The sequence below is a fragment of the Bifidobacterium sp. UBA744 genome (genome assembly GCA_002298605.1).
Taxonomy (GTDB): domain Bacteria; phylum Actinomycetota; class Actinomycetes; order Actinomycetales; family Bifidobacteriaceae; genus Bifidobacterium.
In genome coordinates this window covers 1-14,737 of sequence record DBKS01000054.1, presented here as the reverse complement: position 1 = coordinate 14,737, position 14,737 = coordinate 1, and the positions used below count along the sequence as shown (strand labels likewise).

The 14,737-nt window shown below is 63.7% G+C and carries 13 protein-coding genes and 1 tRNA gene; 4 read left to right on the top strand and 10 right to left on the bottom strand.

Features of this window, described 5'->3' with window-relative positions:
- Positions 1–11: 11 nt before the first annotated feature.
- Positions 12–1,652, bottom strand: coding sequence for an ABC1 kinase family protein (locus B2994_RS05625; protein WP_291527402.1), 1,641 nt, complete (start codon positions 1,650–1,652; stop codon positions 12–14).
- Positions 1,653–1,753: 101 nt separating this feature from the next.
- Positions 1,754–2,023 (bottom strand): phasin family protein, encoded by a 270-nt coding sequence (locus B2994_RS05620; RefSeq protein WP_291527389.1) that lies wholly within the window; start codon positions 2,021–2,023, stop codon positions 1,754–1,756.
- 172 nt (positions 2,024–2,195) lie between these two features.
- On the opposite strand from B2994_RS05620, the gene B2994_RS05615 reads away from it, so the two are divergent.
- Positions 2,196–2,675 (top strand): hypothetical protein, encoded by a 480-nt coding sequence (locus tag B2994_RS05615; RefSeq protein ID WP_291527388.1) that lies wholly within the window; start codon positions 2,196–2,198, stop codon positions 2,673–2,675.
- A 64-nt stretch (positions 2,676–2,739) separates the two neighbouring features.
- Here the strand turns inward: B2994_RS05615 and B2994_RS05610 are convergent, their stop codons facing one another.
- From B2994_RS05610 to dnaB, 3 genes are read right to left on the bottom strand one after another with little or no spacing between them, the layout of a single operon-like run.
- Positions 2,740–3,498, bottom strand: coding sequence for a type 1 glutamine amidotransferase (locus B2994_RS05610; protein WP_291527387.1), 759 nt, complete (start codon positions 3,496–3,498; stop codon positions 2,740–2,742).
- The gene (locus tag B2994_RS05605; protein ID WP_291527386.1) at positions 3,495–4,946 is read right to left on the bottom strand and encodes a Mur ligase family protein; all 1,452 of its coding nucleotides are present in this window, start codon (positions 4,944–4,946) and stop codon (positions 3,495–3,497) included. The genes B2994_RS05610 and B2994_RS05605 overlap by 4 nt, the downstream gene beginning before the upstream one ends.
- The gene (gene dnaB / locus B2994_RS05600) at positions 4,946–6,346 is read right to left on the bottom strand and encodes a replicative DNA helicase (RefSeq protein ID WP_414630648.1); all 1,401 of its coding nucleotides are present in this window, start codon (positions 6,344–6,346) and stop codon (positions 4,946–4,948) included. Before dnaB ends, B2994_RS05605 begins: the two co-directional genes overlap by 1 nt.
- A 271-nt stretch (positions 6,347–6,617) precedes the next feature.
- Between dnaB and B2994_RS05595 the strand changes: the two genes are divergently transcribed.
- Positions 6,618–7,985 carry an MATE family efflux transporter gene (locus B2994_RS05595; RefSeq protein ID WP_291527385.1) on the top strand — a complete coding sequence of 456 codons (1,368 nt, stop codon included), beginning with the start codon at positions 6,618–6,620 and terminating at the stop codon, positions 7,983–7,985.
- On the opposite strand, the gene B2994_RS05590 is transcribed toward B2994_RS05595, so the two are convergent.
- From B2994_RS05590 to B2994_RS05570, 5 genes are all read right to left on the bottom strand, one after another.
- Positions 7,982–9,835, bottom strand: a complete 1,854-nt coding sequence (locus B2994_RS05590) for a nucleotidyltransferase domain-containing protein (protein ID WP_291527384.1) — start codon at positions 9,833–9,835, stop codon at positions 7,982–7,984. The two genes, B2994_RS05595 and B2994_RS05590, sit on opposite strands and share 4 nt — an antisense overlap.
- 172 nt (positions 9,836–10,007) lie before the next feature.
- Complete coding sequence (locus B2994_RS05585; RefSeq protein ID WP_291527383.1) at positions 10,008–10,346, bottom strand: P-II family nitrogen regulator; 339 nt, start codon at positions 10,344–10,346, stop codon at positions 10,008–10,010.
- Position 10,347: 1 nt separating this feature from the next.
- Positions 10,348–11,679: an ammonium transporter gene (locus B2994_RS05580; RefSeq protein ID WP_291527382.1), complete on the bottom strand. Its 1,332-nt coding sequence runs from the start codon at positions 11,677–11,679 to the stop codon at positions 10,348–10,350.
- A 306-nt stretch (positions 11,680–11,985) separates the two neighbouring features.
- A complete protein-coding gene (ftsY, locus tag B2994_RS05575) occupies positions 11,986–13,233 on the bottom strand; it encodes a signal recognition particle-docking protein FtsY (RefSeq protein WP_291527381.1) in 1,248 nt (415 codons plus the stop codon).
- Positions 13,234–13,284: 51 nt separating this feature from the next.
- The gene (locus tag B2994_RS05570; RefSeq protein WP_291527380.1) at positions 13,285–13,662 is read right to left on the bottom strand and encodes a hypothetical protein; all 378 of its coding nucleotides are present in this window, start codon (positions 13,660–13,662) and stop codon (positions 13,285–13,287) included.
- A 221-nt stretch (positions 13,663–13,883) separates the two neighbouring features.
- Here B2994_RS05570 and B2994_RS05565 point away from each other — a divergent pair, with 221 nt between their 5' ends.
- Together B2994_RS05565 and B2994_RS05560 are read left to right on the top strand one after the other, a co-directional pair.
- Positions 13,884–14,621 carry a TetR/AcrR family transcriptional regulator gene (locus B2994_RS05565; protein ID WP_291527400.1) on the top strand — a complete coding sequence of 246 codons (738 nt, stop codon included), beginning with the start codon at positions 13,884–13,886 and terminating at the stop codon, positions 14,619–14,621.
- A gap of 12 nt (positions 14,622–14,633) precedes the next feature.
- Positions 14,634–14,706, top strand: a tRNA-Lys gene (locus B2994_RS05560).
- Positions 14,707–14,737: the final 31 nt, after the last annotated feature.

The window sequence follows — 14,737 nt, the reverse complement described above, 5'->3', positions numbered from 1 at the left end:
CCGGCCGCCGGCTATCGCCTGCGCGACCTGCGCCCCTTGAAATAGATGTCGACGACGATCCACGCGGACAGGATGAACGCGATCACATAGCCGAGGAAGCCCACGATGGGAATGCCGAACACCACCGGCTTGATACCGGCGAAATACACAATCGACGATCCGACGAACAGGCCGACCACGATCAGCGCCATGGTCAGTCGGTTCACCATGTCGGACAGCAGCCGCATCGGCTCGTCGGCCCCCACCAGCTCGGCATTGACCTTCAGCTGGCCTCGGGTGAGCATCCGGGATGCGACGCTGGCATCACCCAATGTGGACAGCAGGCCATGAAGCGCCCGCATACCCTCCAGCCCCAGGGTTTTGGCCTCGTCTCTGGCCGCGTCGCCTTTGGAGCGGCTGGCGGCGATATGGCTCGAGATGATTTCGATCATATTGACGTCGGGAATGAATTCGTCAAGCAGACCCTCCAGCGTGACCAGCGCGCGGCCCACGGTGGTCACGGTGCTCGGCACCTCGATATGGTGACGGGCGGCGAGCTGCGTGAGCGAATTGAGGAACGCCGCGATGTCGAGGTCCCTGAGGTCGACGGTGCCGAACTCCTTGACGATGCTGTCCAGATCGGCCAGCAGCGACGGATAGTCGTCGGGGTTGGCCTCCGAGCCGGCGAATCGCAGCAGACCGTCAGCCAATGCGGGGGAATCCTGCTTGGCCACGGCGAAGATCATCTCCCGCAGCACCGAACGGGTTTTGGCGTTGAGACGGCCGGTCATGCCCAGGTCGATGAGCATGATCTGCCCGCCGCGAATGATGATGTTGCCCGGATGCGGGTCGGCGTGGAAGAAACCGTCGTCGAGGATCTGCGTGGCGTAGTTGTCGACGAGTTTGGTGCCGATGTCCTGCAGATCGTAGCCGGCGGCGACGAGCTGTCGGGGATGCGACACCGAAATGCCCTCCACGTACTCCATCACCACCACATGCTCGGTACACAGCGACATATATGGCTTGGGGCAGTCCATATAGCGGTAGGATGCGCAGAACTGCTTGAAGTCCCTGAGGTTGCGAGCCTCGATCAGGAAGTCGGTTTCGGCCTCGAAGGTGTCCCACAGCTCCTCGACCACGCCCTGCAGGTCGATCACCTGGGCGGCATGCACGAATTTCGCGGCGTAGCGCGCCACGGAACGCATAATCGACACGTCCTGCGCCATGGTGTCGCGCACGCCGGGGCGCTGCACCTTCACGGCCACGTCCTCGCCGGTGACCAGGGTTGCGCGATGCACCTGCGACAGGGACGCGGAACCGAGTGGCGTCGGATCGATATGCCGGAAAATCTCCGTCACCGGTCGGCCGTATTCCGCGGCGAGCGTGTCAAGCACCACGGAATAGGGCATGGGGTCGGCGTCGGCGCGCAGTTTGGCAAGCTCGTCACAGAAGGATTGCGGCAGCATTTCGCTTCGCATTGACAGAATCTGCCCGACTTTGACAAAGGTGGGGCCAAGCGCCTCGAACATGAGACGCATCGTGACCGGTGTCAGTCCATGCCGCAGATCGAACCGCCGGGCGATGTTCCAGATTTGCCGGATGCGCTTGAACCTGCCCCGGCGGGTCAGGTGGTAGCGCGATGAGAAGTCGTCGCGACGGGAGCCGAACAGCATCAGCGTCTGTTCGTTGCGGCCCGGCGCGTAATCGTCGAAGGCGGCGTCCCGGTCGGCGGATGCGATCGGGACGTCCTCCAGGGCGTCAGGAGTGGTGCCGCTCACGCCTCGGACTTGGCCTCCGTGTCGGCGGGACCGCCGGCCACCGTGGTGTCGATCGGCTCGTCCGGCTCACCGGGCTTCCGTGCGGTGGCCTCCTTCACCGTGCGCTTGAGTTCTTCGTTGAGGGTTTTACCCTGCTCAACGGTCAGTTCGCCCTTTTTGACAAGCTCATCGACGAGCTCGCTGCCTTTTTCGTATCCAGTGGCCAGGGCGCCGACACCCGCCAGAAACACCTTGCGCAGGCCCTCTCCAAACTTCAGATCAGCCATGGTACGCCTCCTTGATCCGCGGCGCCGTCCATGCGACGGTGCACGTAATGTTCATACTACTCCGCGAACCCCGCTTTCGGGGATGGCCGCGGCGACGGTATGACGCCTGCGCGTATGCTGGAAGCGCCCGGGAGACGATATCCCCACAACCAGTGAGACAGGAGGTACCGGCATGACCACCGCTTCGCATACGAAAATCGCCGGATGGATGGCAACCATCAGGGTTATGGCCGTGCTGCTGGTCGGGTTCGCGGCCGTCAGCGCACTATTGGCCGGCGTCTCCTTCGCGTCGCTGGGATCCCTCGATCCCGGACAGACCGTGGAGGCGGAGCCGGGACTTGAGCTCGGTTTGCGCAGCTGGACGCTGGCCCTTGGCCTGTTTGCGGGCGCACAGGCGGTGCTGTATTGCATCCTCGCGTTCCTGGGGTTCCGCGGCGCCGCCGACGCCTGCAAGGTCGGCTCGTTCGGGGCGCTGACCATCATCGTGTTCCTGGTGCTTATCATCTCCCAGTTCCTGTTCTCCGCATTCGGCTTGGGCGGCGAACTGGGCGCGACGGGATGGATCACCAACGCCGCGAGTTTCGTGCTGTTCATCTCCGCGCTATCCGCCTACTACGTCAAGGGGTATCTCAGGGGACAAGGCCGGCAGTAGGCCGCACGGGAACCGGCGCGGAACCGGTGCAAACCGGGCCCACCGTATGCGACTCGTACGAGGCTCAGCGCGGGCGCGACGCGGCCACATGACGGGCGGCTTCGGCCACCTTGTCCAGATGACGGAGCGCATCGGCTTGCTCGGTGCTTTGCCGCGACGTATCAAACGAACCGTACCGGCGTTCCGCCGCCTTGGCGATCAGGAAATCCGCGATGGCGGGGTTCTTGGGCAACAGCGAGCCGTGCATATAGGTGCCGATCACATTGTGCACGCGAGCACCTTCGGTGTCGTCCTCGCCGTTATTGCCAGCCCCCTCGATTGACGTCACATAGCCGAGCGGATCGGTGTCGTCCCGCAGGAACGTCTGGCCCGAATGGTTCTCGTAGCCGATGATCTCGCCGAATTCGTCGCTTTTCTCAACCAGGTTGCCGATGAGACGGGTCGATTTGCCGACGGTATACGCGCCGATGATGCCGAGCCCGTTCAGCCGCTCGCCTTCCGACGTTTCGAAATATTCGCCGAACAACTGGTACATGCCGCAGATCATCAGCATCGGCATGCCATCGGCGGCAAGGCCGCGTAGCAGATCGGCCCGGCGGAACAGATCGCGGGTGATCTTCTTCTGTCCGGTGTCCTGGCCCCCGCCTCCAAGGATCATGTCGACGTGATCGGGCCACGGGTCGTTCTGGTTGATCATATGGATGCGCGGCTCGTAACCGTAGAGCTCCAAGCGGCGGCGAATCGTCAGCACATTGCCCGAATCGCCGTAGATGTTCATATCCTTCGGATACAGCGACACCACGTCGATCACCGTTTCGTTCATCGTCCAACCCCCGCATCCGCAACATCGGTGACATGTCCCAGCGCCGCGCGAACCGCGAGCATCGCGGTGTATGTGCAGTAGATATGCTTCGCCCGCCCCGGATCGGCGGCGACGAAGACATCCAGCGCTTTTTCGATATTCGGCTCGACGGCCGCGACGGGCACCTGGTCATAGCCGAGGCGCAGCGCCATGTCCCAGGCGCGCATGCCCGACACCATGGCCACGCCGCCGCCGGCGGCGTCATCGGCATGTCCTCCCCTCAACGAGGTGAAGTCGACATCCCACAGCCAGCTCATGTCGCGTCCATCGGCGTATTCGTCGTTGATGACGATCATCGTGTCCGCCGCGGAGGCATTGAAACTGGCCAGCGACAGGCGGAATCCCATGGGATTCTTCACCAGCAGCAATTCGACCGGCGAACCGTTGACCCTGATGACCTCGCCGCGGCCGAAGGCCGGGGTCACCCGTGAGACGGCGTCGACAAGCCGATCGGCGCTGGCGTCCGGCTTGACGGCGCGCGTCACGGCCAGCGCGGCGGCGGCGTTGAAGAGATTGTAGACGCCTTCAAGCTGGACCTCGGCGGCGTATTCATGACCGTCCATCGCGAACACGGCCCGATGATCGCCCACACCGGCCAGCGTCACATCGGCGGGCAGCGAGCGGGACGGCAGCGACCGGGCGTCGGGATCGGCGTCAAGGGTTCCGGAAATGACGGTATCGTCCTCGTCGTCCTCGTCGTCACCATCGACGGCCCCGGACTCGACAACCTCGCCGGCCTGGGCACCGGCGCTTTCCATCGCCACCGTGGTGGTCATCTCGTCGTCGGAGGGGAAGAATCGCCTCAGATCGTCGGACAGGCCGAAATAGCGCACCTGGGTGTCCTGCGGCGCCAGCGCGGCGAGCGCGGCGATACGCGGATCCTCGCGGTTCAGCACCAAGGTTCCGCTTGTCGTCTCGGCCACATGGCCCAGCAACCGTGCGGTGTTGTCGATTTCGCCAAAACGGTCCAGCTGGTCGCGCATCACGTTCAGCAGCAAGGCGTACCTGGGCCGCACCTGCCTGACGAAATGCACGGCGTACGCCTCATCCAGCTCCAATACGGCGATGTCGGCGTTCAGCCGGCCGGACAGATCCACCTGCGTGAGCAGCGCGGACACCACGCCGCGCGTGAAATTCGAGCCGGTGGGATTGGTGAACACCCGCATACCCAGATCACCGAGCATGGAAGCCACCATGCGCGTGGTGGTGGTTTTGCCGTTCGTGCCGGAGACCAGCACCACGCCGCCCGGCAATTGCGTCAGCGTGCGGGACAGGAATCCCGGATCGAAGCTTTCGACCACTTTGCCGGGAAACGCCGAGCCACCGTGCCGGGTCAGGCGGGAGGCGATACGCACCAGTTTGCCGATGGCCGGTGTGGCGAAGGAATACCAAGGTTTGCCGCTCATCATCACACCCCTTGACTGTTGTAATCCTGGGGCATGTCCTTGAATTTGGACGTGGCGCCGAGGAACGCGAGATGGAAGGTTTCGGTCGGGCCGTTGCGGTGCTTGGCCATGATGATATCGGCCTCGCCGGGACGGTCCTCCTTGTCGTAGAAGTCCGGCCGATGGACCAGGAACACCACGTCGGCGTCCTGCTCGATGGAGCCGGATTCACGCAGATCGCTCAATTGCGGTTTCTTGTCGTTGCGCATTTCCGGTCCACGGTTCAGCTGGGACAGGGCGACCACCGGCACCTCCAGCTCCTTGGCGAGCAGCTTCAACGCGCGGGAGAACTCGGAGACCTCCTGTTGGCGGGACTCCACGGCCTTGCCCGAGCTCATCAGCTGCAAGTAGTCGATCACCACCAGCTTCAAATCGTTGGTCTGCTTGAGCCGGCGGCATTTCGCCCGGATCTCCATCAGGCTCATGTTGGGCGAATCGTCGATGAACAGCGGCGCGTTCTCCAGCTTGCCCCAGAACTGGTTGAGGGTGTTCCAGCGTTCGGGCGTGATGTCGTCGGCGCGGCGCAGCGCCACCAGCGGGATGTTGGTTTCGGCGGAGATGATGCGCTGGGCCAGCTCCACCTTGCTCATTTCAAGGCTGAACACGATCGACGTCATATGGTGGTGCAACGCGGCCGCGCGCGCGAAGTCGATGCCCAATGTGGACTTGCCCATGGCCGGTCGGCCCGCCACTACGATCATCTGGCCGGGCTGCAGGCCCTGGGTCAGGTCGTCGATGTCGCGGAATCCGGTGGGGACGCCGCGTTCCATCTCGCCGGATTGCAGCTTGTCGAGCTGGTCGAGCGCGTCGTGCACCACCGGGCCGATGGCGGTGTAGTCCTGGCGAACCTTGCCCACCGCCATCTCATATACTTCGGACTGGGCGAGGTTGACCACGTCCTCGGCCTGCGAGCCCTCGGCCGAGTATCCGAGCTGGGCGATTTTGGTGCCGGCCGCGATCACATTGCGCAGGATCGCGCGCTGATGCACGATTTGCGCGTAATATGTGGCGTTTGCCGCCGTGGGCACCGCGTTGATCAGGCTGTGCAGGTAGTCGGCGCCGCCGACTTTCTCCAGATCGCCGTCCTTGAGCAGCTGGTTGGCCACCAGCACCGCATCCACGGGCTGGCTGGCCGAGAACAGGCTGATGATCGCCTCGTAGATCGTCTGGTGCTTCGGCTGGTAGAAATCGGTGACGTCGATCATCTGGCTGACTTCGCCGATCGCGTCCTTGCTCATCAGCATGCCGCCGAGCACCGCCATTTCCGCATCGTCGTCATGCGGCGGGATGCGGTCAAAGACCGTCTCCCCCCTGCCTGAACCGTTTCGTCCGGGGGCAAGCGCCCCAACCATTCCGTCTGCCATGGTCCCCAGTATAGGCAGCAGGCTTGCACAGCAGGTCGGCACCGCGGCTTCGACGCTGCTGTGGATAGAAAAAATAGTTATCCACAATCAGGGCGTGTCGAAGTGTGTAAGTGCGCAAGTTATCCACACCATGGGGATAATCATGTGGACAACTTGGGGATAGCATGTGCGCAGACGACCTCCAACTTGCCATATGGTAAACACAGTGCTACAGGTACGTTGCCATGCAACCGGCAACGGAGCCGGAGGACGCCCGACTAGGCTGGGCACCATGACATCATCCAGCGAAGGCGGACAACCCGCGCGCGACGCAACCATCAGCCGACCCGACGCCAGACGACGCATCCTCACCATCGCAGTGCCGACATTCGGCCAACTCATCGCCGAACCGGCCTTCATCCTCATCGACACCGCCATCGTCGGGCATATCGGCGACGACGCGCTGGCGGGACTGTCCATCGGATCCACCATCATCCTCACCACCGTGGGCCTGTGCGTCTTCCTCGCCTACGGCACCACCTCGCAGGTGGCGCGACTCATCGGGGCGGGACAACGCAAGCGCGGACTCGAAACGGGCATCGACGGCATGTGGCTGGCGCTCATCATCGGCATGGCGGTCGCGGCGGCAATCGCCTGGTGCTGCGAACCGCTGTGCATCGCGCTGGGCGCGCAGGGCGGCGTGCTGGATCAGGCGCGACGCTACGTCAACGCCACCGTGTTCGGCCTGCCCGGCATGCTGCTGGTCTACGCGGCAAACGGCATCTTCCGGGGATTGCGCGCAGTGCGCGTCACACTCATCACGGCCATGGCGGGCGCGGCGGTGAATACGCTGCTCGACATGCTCTTCGTCTGGGGACTGGACTGGGGCATCGCCGGATCCGGCACGGCCACGATGATCGCGCAGTGGAGCATGGGCATCATGCTGACATGGCGGGCCATGCGATGGACCAAAGCCGAAGGCGCCAGCTGGCGTCCACGCCTCGGCGGCATTCTCGCCACCGCCGGCGACGGGCTGCCGCTGTTCGTGCGCACACTGGCCCTGCGGGCCTGCATGGTGGGCACGGTGATGCTCGCGGCCCGCATGGGCGGACAGGTGCTGGCCGCATACCAGGCGGTGAATTCGGCATGGAACTTCGTGATCAACATGCTCGACGCCATCGGCATCGGCGGACAGGCGATAGTCGCCACGGCGCTGGGCGCCAATCGATACGGCGAAGCGCAGGCGCTCACGTCCATCACCGGTCGCATGGGAGCCGTGATGGGCGTCGGCATCGGCGCGGCACTGATCGCGCTGGGCTTCGTCGGCTCACCGTTATTCAGCCCCACGCCGCAGGTGCAGCATCTCATCACCGTCGGCATGGTCACACTCGGCCTCTTCCTGCCTCTGGGCGGATGGATGTGGGCGCTCGACGGCATCCTCATCGGCGCGGGCGACTATCGGTTCCTCGCCGGCACCTGCTGCATGGTCGCCGTCGTCTACGCGGGATCGATTATCGCCATGCTCGCCGTCAATGCCGCGCTGTCGCCGAATGACGCCGTGCGCATGGTCGAGCTGTGGACGCTGATCAACGTGGTGTTCATCGGCGGCAGAGGACTGGCCAATGGACTCCGCACCCGCGGCGACGCGTGGATGCGCTAGACGCCCGATCGCGGCGACGACGGCACCAGCGCGGCGCGCGCGGCCTCATACATCTGACCGACGATGGCGGCACGCCATTTGCTCCAGCCATACTGCTTGGTGATCAGCTCGCCGGAGGTCGCACCCAATGAGGATCCGTCCGCACGCGTCAGATCGAACAGCATGTCGAGCATGGCCGGATCACGGCCCACCCGATCGGCCAGTTCGCCGCCAACGGCCGGATCATTCGGATCGCGACGCTGCGCGAACTCCGACAGGGTCAGATGCTCGCGCACCAGCAACGTCACCTGCCGCACGGTCGCATCGTCGAACCCCATGCGCCGCAGAATGAACGGCACATGCCGGGCACCTTCGACGGCATGATTGGCGATGCCCGGCCGCTTGCCCAGATCATGGAGCATGCCCGCCAGCAGCAATACCGCATAATGCCTGTCGTCATACCTGCCGCCGCTCGGAGCGTCGCGCGTCAGACGGGAAACCACCTCGACCATATGGCGGTCGATCGTGTATCGATGCGCGGCGGAAGCCGACGGACGATTGCGAATGGCCAGCCATTCGGGAATCCAGCGGCCGGGCAGATTCACATAATCCAGTTCCTCCCACACCTGCATCAGATGCGGGCCGACGGCCAGCAACCGAATGAACAGCCCACGCGCCTCGTCATCCCACGCATTGTCATGAATCGGGCAGTTGCGCAGATTCAGCAGCGTCACGGGATTGATCTCCAGCCCGAATTCGCCGGCGGCCACACCCACCCGCAACGCAAGATTGGCGTCATCGCGGGGATCGACATTCGGCGCCAGCACAATCTCCCCCTCATGCTTGGCCACGCCCGGAGCGACCACATCGAACTGCGGCGCCTCCCGCCTGCCGCCCCCCCGGGGCGACAGCATCTGGAAGAAGGCGAACCGCGGCTTCTCGTGCACCAGGGAATGCTCGGCGCGGGAGGCCGTGGAATCCAGGGCGAACGCCACCCTGCGGCCATACTGGGCCAGCAGGGTCTGCAAATCGTCAACGGCCCGGGCGTCTCGCTCCTCGTCCGGCCACGTCGGGTCCGCCAGCCCCATCATCATCGCCACCCGCGCCTGATACGGCGCGAGCAGCAGATTCGTGTCCTTCCTGGCCACCAGGTGAATGCAGTCGCGTACATCCAACAAACGATCCACCGCCTCGTCATACACGCCATGCGGGCGGTCCGCCAACCACGACGCGGCCAGCGCCGACACCAGCACCGCATCGCGCAGGCCGCCGCGCGCCTCCTTGATGTCAGGCTGATTGACATAGGCCACGCGGCCGAACTCGTCAAGACGCGATTTCGCCGAATCAAGCAATTCAGGCAGACGCTTGCGGGCAGCACGGCGCCAACGCTCAAGAATCGAAGTGGCGGTATCGGCGATGAGCTTCGTGTCGCCCGTGATCGGCTTGACGTCCAGCCATCCCATGGCGGCCGGCAGATCCGAGTCGGTGACCGCCTCGCACTGCGCGCGCGTGCGCACCGAATGGTCAAGGTCAAGGCCGGAATCCCACAGCGGATACCATAACTTATTGGCCAGCATATTGAGCTGCTCATCGTTCAACGCACGACCGCTATACATAATGACCAGATCCAGATCGGAACTCGGGCCGATCTGCCCCCTGGCCAGCGAACCGACCGCAGCCAGCCCCACACCGGCCTCCGGCACGTCGAACGGCAACTCGTCAACCGCCTGCCGCCACAATTCGCGCAGACACCGCATGGCAAGTTCGCCGCGAGCTCGACGCTTGGCCGCGCCGTTGCGGTACACCCCATCGTCATCCGGCTGACTCATCGCCATGAACCGCGCCTTCAAACCATCCACCGGACTGGTCATCCGACACCACCTTCCCCTTCAGCCCGAAACCCGCAGATCCACAGTCCCGCAGGCCCCACATATCAGCAGCCGCCATCCGCGACCACAGAGAACAGAATCCCCGCACACGAACAACGCGCACGGGGATTCCTGTCTCATTTACCCACCCCAAGGCTGGCGGTGGGCGCTTATATCAGATCGCCGCGGAACCGGTCTCCCCGGTGCGCACGCGAGTCACGGAGTCAAGCGGCGCAACCCAGATCTTGCCGTCGCCGATAGTTCCGGTGCCCGCCGCCTTGGCGATCACACCGACCAGCGTCTCGGCATCGGCGTCATCGGAAAGCACCTCCACGCGAATCTTCGGAATAAGGTCGACGGTGTATTCGGCGCCACGGTAGACCTCGGTGTGTCCGCGCTGACGGCCATAGCCGTTAGCCTCGGAAACGGTCAGACCATGCACGCCGGCGGCTGCAAGAGCCTCCTTGACCTCGTCGAGTTTATGGGGCTGGATGATAGCAGTGATGAGCTTCATCTCACTTCACCTCCTTGAGAACGGAGCTGGCAGTACCAGCAAAATCGTAGGCACGCTCACCCTGATCGGCAAGATCGATGCCGCCAACCTCCTGAGCTTCGGTGACGCGCCAACCCAACGTCTTCTCAAGCACGAAGGCGATGATCGCAGTCATCACGCCGGAGTAGAGGATGGCGCACAGGGCGATGACCACCTGAACCAGCAGCTGCTTGTAGTCGCCGCCGGCGAACAGGCCGGTTCCCTCGCCGAAGAAGCCGATAAGGACGGTGCCGGTCAAACCGCCGACGCCGTGAACGCCGACCACATCAAGCGAGTCGTCGTAGCCGAGCTTGAACTTGAGGCCGCAGGCGAAGCAGCAGAGCACGCCGGCGATCGCACCAAGCACCATGGCCCACAGCGGGGAAACCACATCGGCGGCCGGGGTGATGGCGACCAGGCCGGCGACGATACCGGAGGCGGCGCCCATGGCGGTGTAATGACCGGTGCGGATCTTCTCGGTGAAGCCCCAGGCCAGCATGGCGGCCGCGGTGGCGGCGGTGGTGGACATCCAGGCGTAGCCGGCGGTGCCGTTGGCGCCGAACGCGGAACCGGCGTTGAAGCCGAACCAGCCGAACCACAGCAGGAACGCGCCGAGCATGACGAACGGAACATTATGGGGGCGAATCGGGGCGACGCCGAAGCCCTTGCGCTTGCCGATGATCAGCACAATGACCAGAGCGGCGACGGCGGCGTTGATATGCACAACCGTGCCACCTGCGAAATCATGGGCCGCGGCGCCGATGGCGGTGGAGATCGCGCCATCGCCGGAAAGCAGGCCGTGGTTCCACACCATATGGGCCATCGGAGCGTAGTCGAACGTGATCCACAGCGCCACGAACAGCATCCAGGTGCTGTACTTGATGCGCTCGGCCAGCGCGCCGGAGATCAGCGCCACGGTGATCATGGCGAAGGTGACCTGGAATGCCACGTCAATGGATCCCGGATACGACGGCATGTCGTCGGAGGCGGTGGTGAAGGTGGACGGATCATTCACGGCACCGAACACGCCATCGGTCGCCGACACGGAATCCTTCAGCAGGAAGCCGGTGAGGGGATCACCGAAAATACCGCCGATGCTGGTGCCGGCGTAGGCGATGGACCAGCCCCACAGCGTCCAGATCACCGCAGTGACGGACAGTGCCGCAGCCGACAGCATCAACATATTCAGTACGGCCTTGGCACGAACCATACCGCCATAGAAAAACGCCACACCGGGCGTCATGAGGAACACCAAGGAAGCGGACGTCAGCATCCACGCGGCATTGCCGGTCGTCGCTGCTACTTCAGGCAACATGGTTACCTCCCTCTCTCTGTTGTGGCCGGAAGGATCCGGCGAATTCATATATACGGCTCCCGCTACGGGGAACCAACACTCGTAATGAAACGACCGACGAGTTTCGTGGTTTGTTACGACTGTTACGAGGACGTAAAACAACACCGGATATCCGCGGGCCATCGACACGCGAAACCCCCGGCGAATTTCCGGAGAATCCTAGAGACTCATGGGAAAACGCCAGGGGCTACGAATATGTTGCCGGACCGCGACCGGGCGGGGAACAGACTGATGCCAGGCGGTGATCAGGCGGTGATCAGACCGACATCAGGCGAGGATGCCGTCCACGAACCCCTCCGGGTCGAAGGGGGCGAGATCGTCCGGCCCCTCGCCCAACCCGACGAGCTTGACCGGGACGCCAAGCTCCTTCTGCACGCTGATCACGATGCCGCCGCGCGCCGAGCCATCGAGCTTGGTGAGCACAATGCCCGTGATGCCGATCGCCTCGGCGAACACCTTGGCCTGCACCATGCCGTTCTGGCCGGTGGTGGCGTCGAGTACCAGCAGCACTTCGTCAACGGGCAGATTCTTCTCGGTCACACGGCGGATCTTGCCGAGCTCATCCATCAGATTGGCCTTATTCTGCAAACGGCCGGCGGTGTCGATGATGAGCACGTCGGCATTGTCGCTTTTGGCGCGAGCAGCCGCCTCAAACGCCACGGACGCCGGGTCCGCGCCATCCCTGTCGGAGCGGACCACCGGCACACTCACACGGTCGCCCCAGGTTTCCAACTGGTCGGCCGCGGCTGCGCGGAAGGTGTCGGCGGCACCCATCACCACGGACTTGCCGTCGGCCACGAACAGGCGGGCCAGCTTGCCGGCGGTGGTGGTTTTGCCCGTGCCGTTCACGCCGACCATCATGATGACGGACGGCTTGTTGGCGCCGGGCTTCGCGACGTTCAGACGACGGTCGGCGTCACGGCCCACCAGATCCAGCAGCTTATCGCGCAGCATCTGCCGCACCGCGGCCGGGTCCTTCTCGCCGGCCACGCGTGCGTCCGAGCGCAATTCGTCCACCAGCTGGCCGGACGCCTCGGCGCCCACATCGGCCAGCAGCAGGGTGTCCTCGACATCCTCCCAATCGGATTCGGACAGATTGTCCCTGGTGAGGATGGAAAACAGCGCCTTGCCAAAGGGATTGGCCGATTTGGCGAGCTTGGACTTCAGACGGGTCAGACGGGAACCGACGGATTCAGGGGTCTCACGGACCTCATGGGCCACAGGGGTCTCAGGGGTATCAGGGGCCTTAGGGACATCAGGGGCCTCGGAGGTCTTATCGACCTCAGAAGCTGCGGAAGTTTCGGCGGTCTCGGCAGTCCCGGCCACGGCGGCGGGCTGCGGAGCGGAGTCGTCCGGCGAAGCGGCAGGCTGCGGAGCGGCGGCCGACGCATTGATGCTCTCCTGCGCACGGGCGATGCGCCTCTTGCGCGAGCGGTCCATCAGATAGCCGCCGACAATCAGCGCGACGACCACAATGACTACAGCGGCAATGCCGATAATGCTATTGGTATCCATAGCATCTCAGTCTAATAACATCGACAGCGCGTCTGGCACGTCACTGGCACGTCATACGGCGGGCGAAGAGGCCCCGGAGCCTTCACCGCCAGTGGCGGAATCGGCGCGGGCGGCATGATCATGCGATTTGCGCAGCGACTTGACCTCCACAACCGACCCATCCTGATTGATGTACACAGGGTTGTCCATCGTCTGCTCAACCTCGGGGATGGGATCGTCGGCACGAAAACGGCGCGACGTGCCCGTAGGCGCGAACGACGGCACGGTACCGCCGACGCGCGGCACCCGATCCGATTGGGGCTTGGGATTGCTGCGCTCATACAGGTGCTCGGTAAACAGGCCCTCATGAGACTCACCGCGCGCGAGTCTCAGCACAAACAGCACGGCAGCAACCACAATCGCCAACCAGATCAGAATCACCAACACCATACGGAATATTGTGCCAAAGCCCCGGCACAAGTGCGGCGCGGGTGTCCACAATGATCCCGTCCCCGCACAACGCGCGCATGAACGCGACGAAACGCCCCGTCCCCGCGTCCCCGCGTGGAAGGCAACCGATCGAATCGACGATTCCATTCGCCACGGGCAATGCCCCATGAGGAAGCCGCATGGAAGAGTGGCACAATGGACATATGGCCAATACTTCAAGGATGACCTCATTCCAGCGTCGCGAGCAACTGATCGAAGTGGGGCGATCGCTGTTCGCAGCCAAAGGGTTCGAAGCGGTGAGCGTCGAGGAAATCGCCGCGAACGCCAAAGTCTCCAAACCGATCGTGTACGAGCATTTTGGCGGCAAGGAGGGCTTGTACGCGGTGATCGTGGACCGCGAGATGCGGGCGCTGACCGACACCCTCTCATCATCGCTGGCCGATCAAAACGTGCATCCCCGGCAGATCGTCGAACGGGCGGCCCTGGCGCTGCTCACGTACATAGAGGAGCGGCCCGAAGGATTCCAGGTGCTGGTGCGAGACTCCCCCAGCACCGATCCGGCCGGCTCATTCTATTCGTTGCTCGGCGACGTGAGCGTACGCGTTGAAGACCTGCTCACCGAAGCGTTCAAACGACAGAAGCTTCCTTCTCGCGGCGTGCCCTATTATGCGCAGATGCTGGTGGGCATGACCGTCTTCACCGGCCAGTACTGGGCGGACCGGCGCAAAGTGGGCAAGGAGCAGCTGGCCGCCTACATCGTCAATCTGGCATGGCATGGACTGTCAAGGCTCGAGCCCAAACCGGAATTGCGATTCGAAGGCGAGCGCGCCCAACGCGAAGCCGCCAAACATGCCAAGCCCTCCGGCGAGCAGGACAGCGAGCGGGACGCCAAACAGGACACCGGGCAAGCCGACGACGAACGGCACGCGGACGCCACAAGTTCCACGGTGCATGTATGATGATCATTTGTTGCCCCTCTAGCTCAACGGTTAGAGCAGCGTCCTTTTAAGTCGTGGGTTGTGGGTTCGAATCCCACGGGGGGCACCGGACATAATGCATAATCCCTTGGAATTGC

Bases quoted from the DNA above. Each gene is read 5' to 3' on its own strand.
- B2994_RS05565 (WP_291527400.1), top strand. From the start codon at position 13,884: ATGACCTCATTCCAGCGTCGCGAGCAACTGATCGAAGTGGGGCGATCG.
- B2994_RS05620 (WP_291527389.1), bottom strand. From the start codon at position 2,023: ATGGCTGATCTGAAGTTTGGAGAGGGCCTGCGCAAGGTGTTTCTGGCG.
- B2994_RS05590 (WP_291527384.1), bottom strand. From the start codon at position 9,835: ATGACCAGTCCGGTGGATGGTTTGAAGGCGCGGTTCATGGCGATGAGT.
- B2994_RS05610 (WP_291527387.1), bottom strand. From the start codon at position 3,498: ATGAACGAAACGGTGATCGACGTGGTGTCGCTGTATCCGAAGGATATG.
- B2994_RS05595 (WP_291527385.1), top strand. From the start codon at position 6,618: ATGACATCATCCAGCGAAGGCGGACAACCCGCGCGCGACGCAACCATC.
- B2994_RS05570 (WP_291527380.1), bottom strand. From the start codon at position 13,662: ATGGTGTTGGTGATTCTGATCTGGTTGGCGATTGTGGTTGCTGCCGTG.
- B2994_RS05585 (WP_291527383.1), bottom strand. From the start codon at position 10,346: ATGAAGCTCATCACTGCTATCATCCAGCCCCATAAACTCGACGAGGTC.
- B2994_RS05625 (WP_291527402.1), bottom strand. From the start codon at position 1,652: ATGCTGTTCGGCTCCCGTCGCGACGACTTCTCATCGCGCTACCACCTG.
- B2994_RS05580 (WP_291527382.1), bottom strand. From the start codon at position 11,679: ATGTTGCCTGAAGTAGCAGCGACGACCGGCAATGCCGCGTGGATGCTG.
- B2994_RS05615 (WP_291527388.1), top strand. From the start codon at position 2,196: ATGACCACCGCTTCGCATACGAAAATCGCCGGATGGATGGCAACCATC.
- dnaB (WP_414630648.1), bottom strand. From the start codon at position 6,346: ATGGCAGACGGAATGGTTGGGGCGCTTGCCCCCGGACGAAACGGTTCA.
- B2994_RS05605 (WP_291527386.1), bottom strand. From the start codon at position 4,946: ATGATGAGCGGCAAACCTTGGTATTCCTTCGCCACACCGGCCATCGGC.
- ftsY (WP_291527381.1), bottom strand. From the start codon at position 13,233: ATGGATACCAATAGCATTATCGGCATTGCCGCTGTAGTCATTGTGGTC.